The following is a 13,190-nucleotide window of genomic DNA, read 5'->3' as shown; positions in this document are numbered from 1 at the left end:
TGGTCGGCAACCTGACGCGGCGCCTGGACCACTCGGTCCCGGACGGGGACTTCGCGCCGGAGTGCCGCCGGTGATGAACCAGGTCTTCATTCTTCCTCGCGATCCTCGGGTGGCGGCCCGACGGACTCCGTGGCGGGCCGGGGTCGTCAGGGGGCGATGACGAGCTCGCTGATCCGGCTCTGCTCGTCGAGGACGAAGCGGTAGCGCAGGTCGACCTGCCCGCCGGGGAAGTCGCCTTCGAGGTGCTGGACTGCGGTGTACCGGTCGGGACCGTGGCGCTCGGCTCCGATGAGCGTGGCGGTGTAGGTGAACTGGGTGCTGCTCTGCTCCAGCCAGCCGCGGATGGCGGCCGCGCCGTGGTAGGTACGGCCGTCGTCGGTGACGGTGGCCTCGGGCGCGAACGTCGCCACGGCGGTGGCGACGTCCTTCGCGTCGTGGGCCCGTAGGTAGCGGGTGACGACCTCCGGCAGGTCGGCGACCTCGACGGGGTCGGTGCGTTCGGTCATGGGTGCCTCACAGATGCGATGGATGCCGGCGGGGCCGGGCCGCAGGGAGGGCACGCCCCTGGAAACTGCTAAAATAGAAGCCAGTAACTTTCACTTTAGCAGTAACCAGGGAGGGTGCCATGCCGAGCCGGATCCGGCTGGAGGATCGCGAGTGCCCACTGTCGACCACGGTCCAGCACGTCGGCGAGTGGTGGACGCTGCTGATCCTCCACGACGCCTTCGACGGCTACACGCGCTTCGACCAGTTCCAGCAGAGCCTGGGCATCTCCACCAGCATGCTCACGGCACGGTTGAAGACCCTGGTCGCCGACGGCCTGCTGGAGCGGCGGCCCTACCGGACGAACCCGGTTCGCCACGAGTACGTCCTCACCGAGCGCGGGCACTCCCTGCGGCCCGTGATCGTCGCCCTGGCCGCCTGGGGAAACCGGCACCTGGCCCCGCAGGACCGGTCCATGATCCTCGTCGACGCCGAGACCGGCCAGGAAGCGGAACCGGTCGTGGTCGACGCCCGCACCGGGAAGCGCCTCGACGACCACGACGCGTACGTGTTCAGCGCCGGCCCGGCGGCCAGCGCGGCGATGCGCGAGCGCTATGCCGAACTCGATCGGCAGCGGCGATCGCGAAGCGCCGACCCTGGGGCGGGTGCTCCGTAAGCGCTCCGCCCGCCCCGGACCCGTCGGGGCGGGCGGTTCGTCAGGGTGCCTACGGCGGGCGGCCGTTGTCGCTGGCGGCAGAGGGAGCCGCACGACGTAGTCCCGGCGTATGACTCCGGTAGCTCGCGGGGGCTACGAGCGACACCGGACCGTGGGGTGATTCGATGCAGGGGTCGCAGAACCTAGCGTCACCCTCATGAATCGCAACCGCCGAATCAGCGCCGTCGCAGCCCTGGCGCTCGCCGCCGTCATCGCCGGAACCGGCACCGGGTTCGCCGCCACGACCACGCCGGTGGCCGCGCCGGCAGCGGCCACCGCGCCCGCGCGGTCCTTCCAGGGCGTGCTTCCGGCGCCGACCGGGCCGTACGCCGCAGGTGAGGAGATCATCCACCTCACCGACACGAACCGGATCGACCCGTGGGTGCCGTCGTCCGGCCCGCGCCAGCTGGCCGTCACGATGATCTACCCGGCCGTCGCCGGGACCGGAACGCCCGCCCCCTACATGACCCTCGCCGAGGCAGCCGGAGTCCTCGATCACGCGAAGATACCGGCGAGCTCCGGCATCACCCCGCAGACCCTGTCCGGCGTCACCACCCAAGCCTTCGACGGTGCGCGGCCGCAGCACGGCAAGTACCCGCTGGTGGTCCTCTCGGCCGCGGCCGAGAACCCGCGCATGACGCTCACCTCGCTCGCGACCGAGCTGGCCAGCCATGGCTACGTCGTCGCGCTCGTCGGCCACACCTACGAGGACACCGGCGAGACGCTGGCGGACGGCCGGACGCCGCCGTGCGCGATCTGCGATCACCCGGAGCAGATCGACTTCAACTTCGAGACCGCCAGCCGTGCGCAGGACGTGTCCTTCGTGATCGACCAGTTGACGCACGGCAACACCGCGTGGCGCCTGGGACACCTCATCGACAAGCACGAGATCGGCATGGCCGGACACTCCCTCGGCGGAGGGGCGGCCGCCGCCACGATGGTCGCCGACCCGCGCGTACGGGCCGGGGTGGATATGGACGGCGCCTTCCACCCGGTCCCGACGCCCGGTCAGATCGACCGGCCGTTCCTCATGCTGGGCCGAGGCGACCACACGCCCGGCGGCCACGACACCACGTGGGAGCAGAGCTGGGCCGCCCTCGGCGGCTACAAGAAGTGGCTGACGGTCACCGGCGCCGACCACTTCAGCTTCGCCGACCTGGAGGTACTCGAGAAGCAGGCCGGCTTCCCGGCGCAGCCGGCCCTCTCCCCGGAACGCGGGATGGAGATCACACGTGAGTACGTGACGGCGTTCTTCGACCAGACGCTGAAGGGGATCTGTAGCCCGCTGCTGGACGGCCCCACGGCGGACAACCCTGAAGTCGTCTTCCAGAACTGATGTCGGCAGGTCGGCGTATGGCCTGATCTGCTGGTTCGGATTGTGCATGTGGGCGACGGCCTGCACCGCGTGGTGCAGGCCGTCGCCTCTTTGCCGGCTGTCGCGGAGTACCTGCCGTTGTAGGTCAGGTGGCTAGACGGCGCCGAAGTCACCGGACTTCACACTGGCGATGAAGGACTTCCAGGCGGCTTCGCCGAAGGCGAGTTGGGGGCCGTCGGGGTCCTTGCTGTCGCGGACCGGGAGGATGCCCGGGAGGCCGGGGGCGACCTCGATGCACTGGCCGCCGCCGTTGCTGTAGGACGACTTCATCCAGGAGTTGGGCTTGATCGCCTCGATGGGGAACATGGCGCAGAACTCCTTCAGCCGGGCGCGGATGAATGCCAGAGAGTCCGCGCACGAGAGGGCTTGGACCTGGAGCCAATCGTAACGCCTTGCGAGGGAGCGGACTTCGTTCTGATCATCGCGCTCAACGTAGCCACGCTGGATGGTTTCGAGGTAGGCCATCCACGTCTCGTTCGGGGTGGTCAGGAGCGTGAACGGCCAAGTCGCAGGGAGGTCTTCGCCGAGGCTGGCCGGTGCGATCTGAAGTGTGACGTGCGGAAGGGTGGCCATGCTCTCGAGCCACCTGAGCTGTTCGGCCATGACGAAGGGGCCTCCGATGGGGCGCAGGCAGCTCTCCTCCATGATGATGTGGACAGATGGAGCGGGCTCTCGAAACAGCATCGCCTGACGTGCCATGCGGACATTAAGGCGTTCGTCGATCTTGTCCTCGGGGATCTCTCCTCGGCGGGCTGCGGCGGTGATGAGGGCGGAAGCGTAGGCCCGGGTCTGGAGAAGTCCAGGGATGACGTTCAGCTCGAAGATCTTGAGGGCGGTGGCCTTGGTCTCGTGCTCGATATAGGCGAGGAATCCGCCGATGAGGGTGCTGCCCTTCGTGCTCCAGTACAGGAGTTCAAGCGCTCCGCAGGTGTCGAGCACCTTGTCGGCACGGCGGAGGAGAGTCAGCGGGGCGGGGCGTTGGCCGTTCTCGATCAGGGAGATCAGCGAGTCGCTGTAGTGGATCAACTCGCCGAGCTGGATCTGCGTGTAGCCCTTGGCCTTGCGGAATCGGCGGAGTTGGGCGCCGATGGCGGCGTGGGGTGATGAGGCGAGGTCAATCTCCTGCTGCGGCACGGTGATCACGTCATTCCACAAGACCGGATGTCAAAGTGAAGCCCTTCCGATGCTAGTCACGATTGGCCACCCTTAGTGAGGAGTTAGCGAAAAGGGAGCTGCTCGGTGACCAGAATCTCGGAGGTGTAGATATGACAAACGGTCAATCTACTGAGAGTTTGATTTTGCGGCGGAATTTCCCGCCGTGCCGCTGCGCGCAGTGCGGCGACTCCATCCCGGAATCGCGCCTGTGCGCGGACGCCATCGCCCCGGCGGCGCCGCCCGCGAGGCGGGTGGCGCCGCCGTCCGACCCCTACCGGCCGTTCATCATCGGCGAGCGGGTCTTCGACGTCCGCTCCGGACAGTGGGGCGCCTTCATGGGGTGGCAGCAGGGGCACATCTTCCTCCGCCCCCTCACCGGCGGTGTCGAGTGGGACACCGAACCGCGCTGGATCTCCACCACCGAACAGTGAGATGCCCCATGAACAGCATGATCGACAAGACCACAACCGACGACCGTCGGGCCGCCGCCGACATCCTCGACGACCTCCAGGCCGTCCTGCACGCCGCTCAAGTGAAACTCCCCTCGCTCGGCATCGACTGGCGGTCGGCCAAAGCCACCGGAGTCATCCTGATCGACCTCGGAGCCGCCCGGCCGGACGTCATCGAACGGCTGGTCGTCGTCCTCCGGCGAGGTATGCGACCGTAGTCGCCGCCGGCGTCATCACCGTCGGCAGCTTCGTTCTCGCAAGCGTCGTCTTCCTCGCATTACCCGAGAACGTCTCAACCTCGGCAAGCGCGTTGGTGTTCGTCCTCATCTTCCTCGGCTCCTCAACGGGCGGATTCGCGCTCGCCGCCTGCTGGATGAGGACGCACCCGTAAGCCGCGCGGGCTTCGAGGAACCTCGAAGCCCGCGCCGAACTACAGCCCCCCGGAAACCCGCAGCACCGCCCCAGTCGCATATGACGCGTCGCCCGAAAGCAGCCAAGAGACCGCCGCAGCAATCTCCTCCGGCTGCCCGGCGCGACCCATCGGAATCGCCGACGCCACCTTGCGGGGGCGCTCCGGATCCTGGTGGAACTCCGTCCAAATCGTGCCGGGCGCCACGCAGTTGACCCGAATGCCCTGCCCGGCGACCTCCTTCGACAGCCCCACCGTCATCGCGTCGACAGCAGCCTTCGCCGCAGCGTAGTGAACGTACTGCCCCGGGCTCCCAAGCGTCGCCGCAGCCGACGAGATGTTGACGATCGCGCCCCCGCCCGTCCCCGACATGTCCAGGATGGCGCGCCGCGCGCAGAGCAGGTACCCCAGGACGTTGACCTCCAGCGCCCGCCGCAGCCCCTCCGGGTCCGCGTCGGCGAGCGGCCCGACCGGGCCGCCGGTGCCGGCGTTGTTCACCAGCGCCGTGACGGGCCCGAGTTCGGCGGCAGCACGGTCGAAGAGGTGGTCGACGTCCGCCTCGTCCGCCGTGTCGGCGCGCACGACGATGCACCGGCGACCAGCGCCCCGCACCACCTCGGCGACCGTCTCCGCCGCCGAACTGTCCGACCGGTAGCCGATAGCGACGTCATGCCCCTCCTTCGCGAGGCGGGCGCAGATGGCCGCGCCGATGCCTCGGCTTCCGCCGGTGACGACCGTGACGAAGCGTTCTTCCATGTGATGCTCTCCCAAGTTCGTACGGATTCAGCGAACAGAGCCAAAGCGCTCGCGGTACTCGGTCGGCGCGATCCCGATCCGGCGGTGGAACGTGCGCCGCAGCGTCTCCGCCGTCCCGAAGCCGAGGCGCCGGGCGAGCGCCGCCACCGGCTCGTCGCCCTCGGTGAGGGCCCGCCGGGCCGCCTCGACCCGTACGCGCTCCACGTACGCCGCCGGCCCGCTTCCGATCTCCGCCGTGAACCGGCGTTGCAGGTGGCGCGGGCTGAGCCCGGCGCAGGCCGCGAGGGCGGTGACGGTGTGCCGGGCCCCCGGATCGTCCTGGATGGCGCGGACGGCCCTGCGGATCGGGTCGCTGCTCGGCTGCGCCGACCACAGCGGGACGCTGAACTGCGACTGGTTGCCCGGCCGTCGCAGGTACAGCACCATCTCGCGGGCGGCGGCGAGGGCGAGTTCGGGGCCGTGGTCGTCCTCGACCAGGGCGAGGGCGAGGTCCATCCCGGCGCTGACCCCGGCCGAGGTCCACACATGGCCGTCCCGGATGAAGATCGGGTCGCAGTCGACGGTCAACTCCGGGTGATCAGCGGCGAGTTGCCGCTCCTTCCTCCAGTGTGTCGTGACCCGCCGCCCGGCGAGGACCCCGGTCGCGGCCAGCAGCAGCGCCCCGCTGCACACCGACGCGACCCGCCGTGCCCCGGCCGCAGCGGCACCGATCCACGCGACCAACTCCCCGTCCCCCCGCGCCTCGACGACCCCCGGGCCACCGATCACGACGAGGGTGTCCACGCCCTCAGGTTCGAGGCCGTCGATCCCGTCGATCCCGTACTCGGCGGCCATCGGCAGCCCGCTGGACGACCGGACCAGCCCCGCCCGGGGCGCCACCACCCGGCAGTCGTACCCGCCGACCGCCTCCTGGGCGTAGTGGAACACCGCATGCGGGCCCACCAGGTCGACCGCCTGGAACCCCTCGAACACCACGAACACCACCCGACGCATGCCAGCAGGCTGCCTGACCTGCGCGGATGGCGTCAACGACGGGCACCCCACACATCGCGCCACACCCGAAGGTCCTTCGGTCAGGGCGCGTCCTCGGACGCCGCCAGGAGCACGCATCGGTCGAAGTTCATGCAGGCGCACTCCATGCAGTCCGCGACCGCCCGGCGCAGCGCCTGCGTCCGGGTGATGTGCTCGTCGAGCTCGGGGAGTTTGCGGGCGGCGAGTTCGCGCCACTGGCGGGTGGCTCCGGGGGAGGTGTCGCCGTTCAGCAGGCCCGCGATCTCGGCGAGGGTGAAGCCGGCCCGCTGCGCCATCCGGATCAGCGCGACCCGCCGGACGGCGGTGACGGGCCAGACCCGTCGGCCCGCCTCGCGATGGGAGCCCGGCAGCAGCCCGCGCTCCTCCCAGTAGCGCAGCGCGGAGGCCTGCACCTGCACCCTTCGGGCCAGTTCGCCGATCCCCAGATACCGCACGCCAACGCCCCCCTGGCTGGGTTGACTTCATGCGAGCTTGAAGCACGAGTGTGACCTGCATGATCTCATCTCCGGGGCGCCTGCTGCCCGCCGCCTACCGCCCGCTGTTCGCCGTCCGCCCGTTCCGCCGACTGATGCCCGTCTTCGCCCTGTCGGACCTGGGGGACGGCATGAGCACCGTCGCCGTCGCCTGGCTGGCGCTCTCGCTGGCCCCGCCCGGCGGACAGGGCGCGTTGGTCGGGATCAGCGTCGCCGCGTACGCGCTGCCGGGGGTGCTCGGCGCGCTGCTGCTGGGCCGCTGGCTGAGGCGGCTGCCGGCGCGACGGCTGCTGGTCGCGGACGCCGCCCTGCGGGCGCTGCTACTGGGGGCGATCCCGGTCGCGGACGTGGCCGGCGTGCTCGGCCCGACCGGCTACGTGGTGCTGCTGGGCGCCTCCTCGCTGCTTCACGCCTGGGGCAAGGCCGGCAAGTACGCCCTGTTCGCGCCGCTGCTGGACGACGGGCTGCGGCTGGCCGCGAACAGCGCGCTGAGCACCAGCCTGTCGAGTGCGATCGTGCTCGGGCCCGCGTTGGCGGGCCTGCTGGCGGGCGCGGTGCCGCCCGCGTGGATCATCGGCCTGGACGCGGTCACCTTCGCGGTGCTGGCGGTGCAGGCGAGCCGGGTCGCGGTGCCGGTAGCGGAGACCGGGCCGACCGGCTCGACCGGCGCGCGACAGGGCCTGGGGGTGCTGCGGCGCCACCCGGAGCTGCTCGGACTGCTGGTGCTGACCTGGCTGTTCAACCTGGCCTACGGTCCGGTCGAGGTCGCGCTGCCGCTGTTCGTCGTGCACTCCCTGAACGACGGCGCCGGGCTGCTCGGCGCGTACTGGGTCGCGTTCGGCGTGGGAAGCGTCGTCGGGGCTCTCGGCGCCGGAGCGGCCGGGCGGTTGCCGCTGTGGCCGACCATGATCGCCATCGTCGCGGGCCACGGCGTCAGCCTGCTGCCCTTCGCACTCTCCGACACCGCCGTACCGTCCCTGATCGGCTTCGCGGCGGCGGGGCTTATCTACGGGCCGTACTCCGCGCTGTCCCTCGCGCTGCTGCAGAAGAGGGCGCCGAGCGGCTCGCTCACCGAGGTGCTCGCCCTCCGCAGCGCGGTGCTCGTCACGGCCTCGCCCCTGGGCGCCGTGCTCGGCGGGCTGCTCCTGCACCGGGTGGACGCGCCGGCGCTGCTGAGTGGCTGCGGCCTCGCCATGATCCTCACGGCGGTCCTGGCCGCCGCCTTCCTCGCCATGCGTGGGAAGTCGGCCGGGCCGACTTCCCACTCCGGGGGGTCGGGGCGCGTGGTAGTGGTTCGCCTGCGGAAGGGATAGCCGGTCGGCGGGCAGGGAAGCACTGACGCGGCGACCTCGCCACCCACCCCTCCAGCACCGGGAGAACCCCTTGAAGCGAGTCCTCCGCGCCGCCGGCATCGCCCTGACCGCCGCCGCCCTCTGCCTGGCCACCGCCACCAGCGCCGGCGCGGCCGCCGGCGCGATCATCCTCAACGGCCAGGCCATCCAGGACCCGTCCGGCTGCTACAACTCCCCGGGATGGCCGACGGTCGTCGACAACCAGACCGACCAGACCGTCACGGTCTTCGGCAACGACGACTGCACCGGCCCGGTCAACGGCACGGTCGGGCCGGGCGAGATGGGCTCCTTCGACTTCGGGGCCAGCGTCTCCGTGCCCTGACGGTTCGTCGACGCCCCGGGCCGTCCGGAACCGGCCCGGGGCGGGCTCGGCAATCCAGTGGCGCATGCCTCGAGTACCTCGTCAGAATGCGAAGGTGACCGCAAATCCGCTGCCGCAAAGAACCACAGGCCCTCCGAATAGCGCGGCGCGGAAGAGGCGTCGACCCACAAGCGGCCTCGGCGCTCGCGGGCCTCGACGTCGGATGTGTTCTCCAGGGTGCTGGTGTCCTATCCCCTGTCCCTGAGCGCGCAAGCCCGCGCAGGAAGTCGGACGGGCCGACTTCCTGCGCATGGACGGCTCGTCGGTGAAGCGGTCAGTGAACCGCACGGGTGTTCGGTGCGCGGTTAGGCTGAGGGTGTCGGGGCGTCGAGTCTTTGGAGAATCAGTGGGCCGCAGCACCATGCCGGTGACGAATCACGGCACCAGGGACCTCTGCCTCTTCATCGAACCGATCTGCGAGGACTACTGGCTGAAGCCGGACGAGACCCTCGTCCTCCGCTCCGAGGCGAAGGACGCCGACGTCTGGTTCGAGACCTACGTCAAGGACGGCTGCATCAGCGTGTGGCTCTACGAGAACGGCGACCCGTACAAGGTCCTCACCGACTACGTGGTCGTCGACAAGGACGGCACGCGACTGGAGTCGGGCTACCAGAGGCCCCGAGGCCAGCGCTGGTCGGCAGCCGGCCCGATCCTCGACTGACATGGCCGCATGAGTGCGCGGGCTTCGAGGACGGGCGAAGCCCGCGCGGAACCGGGGGCGCCTCAGGCGCCGTTGAGGGCGTACGTGCGGAACGTGGCCAGCAGGGGCAGGACTTCGGTCTTGGCCGGGTCCTCCGTGACGGCTCGCATCGCGTCGATGACGGCGTGGGCGATGGCCTTCGTCGCCGGCAGGTCGTCGGCCGCCGTCGCCTCGCCCCACGCCTTGAGGCTCCGGGTGAGCAGGGCGCTCATGCGGGCGCCGATGTTGGAGCTGACGGCGTCGGAGAGGTCCACCATCTCCTGTTCGCTCATCGTCGCCCGCAGGCCGAAGGCGAGTGCCATCAGCGTGTCCATCGCGTGTTCGCCGTAGGCGGCGACCAGCGCCGGGAGTTGGCGCTCGTCGGCTCCGCCCAGGGCGAGCGCGGTGAGCGCCTCGTCGTCGTTCTTCCACGCCGCCTCGAGGGCGGCCAAGGCCCGTAGGGACTCGTCCACGGTCAGCCCGTCTGTCATGCGAGGAACCGTACGCAGCGCGGCATCCGCATGAGGCCGGTTCCGGACGGGCTTCACACCTTCGAGTGGAGCTTCGCAAACTGCTCGGCGTTCCAGTGTCCGCCCAGCTCAGGGGCGAGGGAGGACACCGCGAGAGAAGCAAAGTCCGAAGCGAGACCGGCCCGTTCGGGCAGCGCCCCCAGCAGCGGCGCCCCGGCGGAGCGGGGCAGGTCGGCGAGGTTGCAGCACTCGGCGAGCCCCGGTTCGGCGGGCCAGGAGCCGACCAGGACACCGGTGAGCGGGAGCCCCCGGGCGGCGAGGGCCTCGGCCGTGAGGGAGACGATGTTGAGCGTGCCGAGCCCTGCCGAGGCCACGAGGAGGATCTCGACGGGCAGGCCCAGCGAGGCGGTGGCCCGGGCGTGGTCGGCCAGGGTCCGGCCCTCGTCGTCGTAGCGGACGAGCAGGCCGCCCGCGCCCTCGACCAGGACGAGGTCGTGGGTGTCGGAGAGGTCGGCCACGGCGGAGGCGACGGAGGCGGGGGAGAGGAACGGCAGCCCGGAGCGCCGAGCAGCCGTGTCGGGCGCCAACGGCTCGGGGTAGCGGGCGAGTTCGAGGAAGGTGACGTCGCCCGCGAGCCGCCGCACCTCCGCCGCGTCGCCGGGCTCGCCGGGTGCGACGCCCGTCTGGCCGGGCTTGAGGACGGCGACCCGCTGCCCGGCCCCCAGTGCCGCCGAGGCGACGGCGGCGGTGGCGACGGTCTTGCCGACGTCCGTGTTGGTGCCCGTCACGAAGAGGATGCGCGCGCTCATCCCGCCACCGCCGCAGCGGTCACGGCGGCGGCGATGCGCGCCACGTCCTCGTCCTCGCACACGTACGGCGGCATCGTGTAGATCAGGTCCCGGAAGGGCCGCAGCCACACGCCCTCCCGCGCGGCCGCCTCCGTCGCGGCCGCGACGTTCACCGGATGGTCCAACTGCACGACGCCGATGGCCCCTTGGGTCCGTACGTCCCGCACGCCCGGCACCTCGACGGCCCCGGCCAGGCCGGCCGCGAGCCCCGCCTCGATGCGCTTGACCTCGACCGCCCAGTCCTGCCCGAGCAGCAGGTCCACGGAGGCCAGCGCCACCGCGCAGGCCAGCGGGTTGCCCATGAACGTCGGCCCGTGGGCGAGCACCGGAACCTCGCCCCGGCTGATCCCGTCCGCGACCTCCGCCGTGCACAGCGTGGCGGCCAGGGTCAGGTACCCGCCGGTGAGCGCCTTGCCCAGGCACATCACGTCCGGCGAGACGCCCGCGTGGTCGGCGGCGAAGAGGGCGCCGCTGCGGCCGAAGCCGGTGGCGATCTCGTCGAAGATCAGCAACACCCCGTAGCGGTCGCAGAGTTCGCGCAGCATCCGCAGGTACTCGGGCGAGTGGAAGCGCATCCCGCCCGCGCCCTGCACCACCGGCTCGACGATGACGGCGGCCAGCTCGTCCGCGTGACGGGCCATCAACTCCTCGAACTGCGAGGCGTATTCGGCATCGAAGGTCACCGGGGGCTCCGGCGCGAACAGCTGCCCGGGCAGCACCCCGCCCCACAGGTGGTGCATCCCGCCCTCCGGGTCGCACACCGACATGGGGTGGAAGGTGTCCCCGTGGTACCCGCCGCGCCAGGTGAGCAGCCGCTGCTTTCCGGGCCGACCGACCGACTGCCAGTACTGCAGGGCCATCTTCATCGCCACCTCGACGGCCACCGACCCCGAGTCGGCGAGGAAGACGTGCCGCAGCGGTTCGGGCGTGATCTCCACGAGCCGCGCCGCCAGCCGGACGGCGGGCTCGTGGGTGAGCCCGCCGAACATGACGTGGCTCATCCGGCCCAGCTGCTCGCGCACGGCCTCGTCCAGCACCGGGTGCCGGTAGCCGTGGATGGCCGCCCACCAGGAGGACATGCCGTCGACGAGCTCACGCCGCCCGCCCGCGACGGGCTCGGCCAGGCGCAGCCGGACGCCCGAGGCGGACTCGACCACGTACGGCGTGACGGTGCCGGGCATCGGCCCGTACGGGTGCCAGACGTGGGCGCGGTCGAGGGCGAGGAGGGCGTCGGGGGCAAGCATGAGGGGGCGGTTCTCCGAAGGGGCGAAGGGGTCAGGCGTTGGGCGCGAGTTCGGTGCCGGCGCCGCGGCGGCGGACCTTCACCTGGTCGCTGTGGGACTCGGAGGAGGCGTCGTCCGGGGACGCGTGCCCGCCGCAGGGACCGCACCCGCCGCCGCTGCCACAGGCGGAGGCCGCGCTGCCGCACCCGGAGGTGGAGGCGGCGGCCACGTCCGAGCGGTGGCGCGGCAGGGTGGCCTCGCCCGCGCCCTCGACCTCGAACCCGGCGTCGCGGATCATGTCCAGGTCCGCGTGCCCGGCCTGGCCCTCGCTGGTCAGGTAGTCGCCCAGGAAGATCGAGTTGGCGATGTGCAGCCCGAGCGGCTGCATCGTACGCAGGTGCAGCTCACGGCCGCCCGCGATGCGCACCTCGGTGTCCGGGTTGACGAAGCGGACCATCGCCAGGATGCGCAGGCAGCGCTGCGGGCTGAGGTGCCACTCCTGGGCGAGGGGCGTGCCCTCGAAGGGGATGAGGAAGTTGACGGGGACGGAGTCCGAGCCGAGCTCGCGCAGGGCGAAGACCACGTCGACGAGGTCCTCGTCGCTCTCGCCCATGCCGGCGATGAGGCCGGAGCAGGCGGACAGGCCCGCGCCGTGGGCCTTCTGCACGGTGTCCACCCGGTCCGCGTAGGTGTGGGTGGTGGTGATGTCGCCGTAGGTGGCTTCGGAGGTGTTGAGGTTGTGGTTGTACGCGTCGGCGCCGGCCGCCTTCAGGCGCTCGGCCTGGTTGTCGGAGAGCAGGCCCAGGCAGACGCACAGCTCGACCGCGGGGTCGGCCTCGCGGATGGCGGCCATGGTGTCGGTGACGCGGTCGATGTCGCGGTCCGTCGGGCCGCGCCCGCTGGCGACCAGGCAGACGCGCTTGGCGCCGCCCGCGACTCCGGCCTTCGCCGCCTCGGCGGCCTGGTCGGGCTTGAGCCAGGTGTACTTGAGGATCTCGGCCTTCGAGCCCAGCCGCTGCGAGCAGTACGAGCAGTCCTCGGGACAGAGCCCGCTCTTGAGGTTCACCAGGTAGTTGAGCTTCACCCGGCGGCCGAACCAGCGGCGGCGGACCTTGCCCGCCGCGGCGACGACGTCCAGCAGTTCGTCGTCCGTGGTGGCGAGGACGGCCAGCGCCTCCTCGCGGGTCGGGACTTCGCCGCGCAGGCCCTTGTCGGTGAGGGTAGAGAGCAGATCCATGCGCCTGATCCTGCCCCGTGGCGATCGAGCTTCGCCAGAGGAAACCCGCCAGAAGATCCGTGGAAGGATGTGCCACTTGCCACAGTGTCGAACCTCACGGCGTCGTCGCTGGTCACGGGCTTGACGGGGGACGGACACCCGGCTTAGCCGAGGGGGGACGTTAGCGCTCCCGC

General features: G+C 71.1%; 16 protein-coding genes. 7 read left to right on the top strand and 9 right to left on the bottom strand.

The genetic code is table 11. The features are described from left to right. Positions 1-146: 146 nt before the first annotated feature. The gene (locus ACIBCA_RS17385) at positions 147-506 is read right to left on the bottom strand and encodes a nuclear transport factor 2 family protein (RefSeq protein WP_396283740.1); all 360 of its coding nucleotides are present in this window, start codon (positions 504-506) and stop codon (positions 147-149) included. Positions 507-625: 119 nt separating this feature from the next. Here ACIBCA_RS17385 and ACIBCA_RS17380 point away from each other — a divergent pair, with 119 nt between their 5' ends. Together ACIBCA_RS17380 and ACIBCA_RS17375 are read left to right on the top strand one after the other, a co-directional pair. Further along, positions 626-1,159, top strand: coding sequence for a winged helix-turn-helix transcriptional regulator (locus tag ACIBCA_RS17380; RefSeq protein WP_396283739.1), 534 nt, complete (start codon positions 626-628; stop codon positions 1,157-1,159). A gap of 196 nt (positions 1,160-1,355) precedes the next feature. Continuing rightward, positions 1,356-2,534, top strand: a complete 1,179-nt coding sequence (locus tag ACIBCA_RS17375; RefSeq protein WP_396283738.1) for an alpha/beta hydrolase family protein — start codon at positions 1,356-1,358, stop codon at positions 2,532-2,534. Positions 2,535-2,666: 132 nt separating this feature from the next. Here the strand turns inward: ACIBCA_RS17375 and ACIBCA_RS17370 are convergent, their stop codons facing one another. After that, entirely contained in the window at positions 2,667-3,716 is a 1,050-nt protein-coding gene (locus ACIBCA_RS17370) for a Scr1 family TA system antitoxin-like transcriptional regulator (RefSeq protein WP_396283737.1), read from the bottom strand. Between the two features lie 155 nt (positions 3,717-3,871). Between ACIBCA_RS17370 and ACIBCA_RS17365 the strand changes: the two genes are divergently transcribed. After that, positions 3,872-4,159, top strand: a complete 288-nt coding sequence (locus ACIBCA_RS17365; protein WP_396283736.1) for a hypothetical protein — start codon at positions 3,872-3,874, stop codon at positions 4,157-4,159. Positions 4,160-4,167: 8 nt separating this feature from the next. Beyond that, a complete protein-coding gene (locus ACIBCA_RS17360; RefSeq protein ID WP_396283735.1) occupies positions 4,168-4,395 on the top strand; it encodes a hypothetical protein in 228 nt (75 codons plus the stop codon). A 212-nt stretch (positions 4,396-4,607) separates the two neighbouring features. On the opposite strand, the gene ACIBCA_RS17355 is transcribed toward ACIBCA_RS17360, so the two are convergent. The 3 genes from ACIBCA_RS17355 to ACIBCA_RS17345 all read right to left on the bottom strand — a co-directional run bounded on the left by ACIBCA_RS17355 (position 4,608) and on the right by ACIBCA_RS17345 (position 6,808). Further along, positions 4,608-5,342: an SDR family NAD(P)-dependent oxidoreductase gene (locus ACIBCA_RS17355; protein WP_396283734.1), complete on the bottom strand. Its 735-nt coding sequence runs from the start codon at positions 5,340-5,342 to the stop codon at positions 4,608-4,610. A gap of 27 nt (positions 5,343-5,369) precedes the next feature. After that, positions 5,370-6,335, bottom strand: coding sequence for a GlxA family transcriptional regulator (locus tag ACIBCA_RS17350; protein ID WP_396283733.1), 966 nt, complete (start codon positions 6,333-6,335; stop codon positions 5,370-5,372). An 80-nt stretch (positions 6,336-6,415) separates the two neighbouring features. After that, positions 6,416-6,808, bottom strand: a complete 393-nt coding sequence (locus ACIBCA_RS17345; protein ID WP_396283732.1) for a MerR family DNA-binding protein — start codon at positions 6,806-6,808, stop codon at positions 6,416-6,418. A 59-nt stretch (positions 6,809-6,867) separates the two neighbouring features. On the opposite strand from ACIBCA_RS17345, the gene ACIBCA_RS17340 reads away from it, so the two are divergent. From ACIBCA_RS17340 to ACIBCA_RS17330, 3 genes are all read left to right on the top strand, one after another. Then, entirely contained in the window at positions 6,868-8,160 is a 1,293-nt protein-coding gene (locus ACIBCA_RS17340) for an MFS transporter (protein ID WP_396283731.1), read from the top strand. A 70-nt stretch (positions 8,161-8,230) separates the two neighbouring features. Further along, a complete protein-coding gene (locus ACIBCA_RS17335) occupies positions 8,231-8,521 on the top strand; it encodes a hypothetical protein (RefSeq protein ID WP_396283730.1) in 291 nt (96 codons plus the stop codon). Between the two features lie 400 nt (positions 8,522-8,921). Beyond that, on the top strand, positions 8,922-9,221 hold the full coding sequence (locus tag ACIBCA_RS17330; RefSeq protein WP_396283863.1) for a hypothetical protein: 300 nt from the start codon (positions 8,922-8,924) through the stop codon (positions 9,219-9,221). Between the two features lie 62 nt (positions 9,222-9,283). Here ACIBCA_RS17330 and ACIBCA_RS17325 read toward each other — a convergent pair whose 3' ends face one another. Genes ACIBCA_RS17325 through bioB form a run of 4 tightly spaced genes read right to left on the bottom strand, consistent with a single transcriptional unit; the run spans position 9,284 to position 13,017 of the window. After that, positions 9,284-9,730, bottom strand: coding sequence for a hypothetical protein (locus ACIBCA_RS17325; RefSeq protein WP_396283729.1), 447 nt, complete (start codon positions 9,728-9,730; stop codon positions 9,284-9,286). Positions 9,731-9,783: 53 nt separating this feature from the next. Continuing rightward, positions 9,784-10,518: a dethiobiotin synthase gene (bioD, locus tag ACIBCA_RS17320; protein ID WP_396283728.1), complete on the bottom strand. Its 735-nt coding sequence runs from the start codon at positions 10,516-10,518 to the stop codon at positions 9,784-9,786. Further along, on the bottom strand, positions 10,515-11,801 hold the full coding sequence (locus ACIBCA_RS17315; protein WP_396283727.1) for an adenosylmethionine--8-amino-7-oxononanoate transaminase: 1,287 nt from the start codon (positions 11,799-11,801) through the stop codon (positions 10,515-10,517). Before ACIBCA_RS17315 ends, bioD begins: the two co-directional genes overlap by 4 nt. Before the next feature lie 31 nt (positions 11,802-11,832). Further along, positions 11,833-13,017: a biotin synthase BioB gene (bioB, locus tag ACIBCA_RS17310; protein WP_396283726.1), complete on the bottom strand. Its 1,185-nt coding sequence runs from the start codon at positions 13,015-13,017 to the stop codon at positions 11,833-11,835. Between the last annotated feature and the right edge of the window lie 173 nt (positions 13,018-13,190).

The sequence above is a fragment of the Kitasatospora sp. NPDC051170 genome, from assembly GCF_044455705.1.
GTDB lineage: Bacteria > Actinomycetota > Actinomycetes > Streptomycetales > Streptomycetaceae > Kitasatospora.
This window is presented reverse-complemented; position numbering and strand designations above follow the sequence as displayed.

What these genes read in the sequence shown, in the direction of transcription:
- ACIBCA_RS17340 (WP_396283731.1), top strand. Translation starts at nt 6,868, where the DNA reads ATGATCTCATCTCCGGGGCGCCTGCTGCCCGCCGCCTACCGCCCGCTG.
- ACIBCA_RS17360 (WP_396283735.1), top strand. Translation starts at nt 4,168, where the DNA reads ATGAACAGCATGATCGACAAGACCACAACCGACGACCGTCGGGCCGCC.
- ACIBCA_RS17375 (WP_396283738.1), top strand. Translation starts at nt 1,356, where the DNA reads ATGAATCGCAACCGCCGAATCAGCGCCGTCGCAGCCCTGGCGCTCGCC.
- ACIBCA_RS17355 (WP_396283734.1), bottom strand. Translation starts at nt 5,342, where the DNA reads ATGGAAGAACGCTTCGTCACGGTCGTCACCGGCGGAAGCCGAGGCATC.
- ACIBCA_RS17380 (WP_396283739.1), top strand. Translation starts at nt 626, where the DNA reads ATGCCGAGCCGGATCCGGCTGGAGGATCGCGAGTGCCCACTGTCGACC.
- ACIBCA_RS17330 (WP_396283863.1), top strand. Translation starts at nt 8,922, where the DNA reads ATGCCGGTGACGAATCACGGCACCAGGGACCTCTGCCTCTTCATCGAA.
- ACIBCA_RS17385 (WP_396283740.1), bottom strand. Translation starts at nt 506, where the DNA reads ATGACCGAACGCACCGACCCCGTCGAGGTCGCCGACCTGCCGGAGGTC.
- ACIBCA_RS17350 (WP_396283733.1), bottom strand. Translation starts at nt 6,335, where the DNA reads ATGCGTCGGGTGGTGTTCGTGGTGTTCGAGGGGTTCCAGGCGGTCGAC.
- ACIBCA_RS17315 (WP_396283727.1), bottom strand. Translation starts at nt 11,801, where the DNA reads ATGCTTGCCCCCGACGCCCTCCTCGCCCTCGACCGCGCCCACGTCTGG.
- ACIBCA_RS17325 (WP_396283729.1), bottom strand. Translation starts at nt 9,730, where the DNA reads ATGACAGACGGGCTGACCGTGGACGAGTCCCTACGGGCCTTGGCCGCC.
- bioB (WP_396283726.1), bottom strand. Translation starts at nt 13,017, where the DNA reads ATGGATCTGCTCTCTACCCTCACCGACAAGGGCCTGCGCGGCGAAGTC.
- bioD (WP_396283728.1), bottom strand. Translation starts at nt 10,518, where the DNA reads ATGAGCGCGCGCATCCTCTTCGTGACGGGCACCAACACGGACGTCGGC.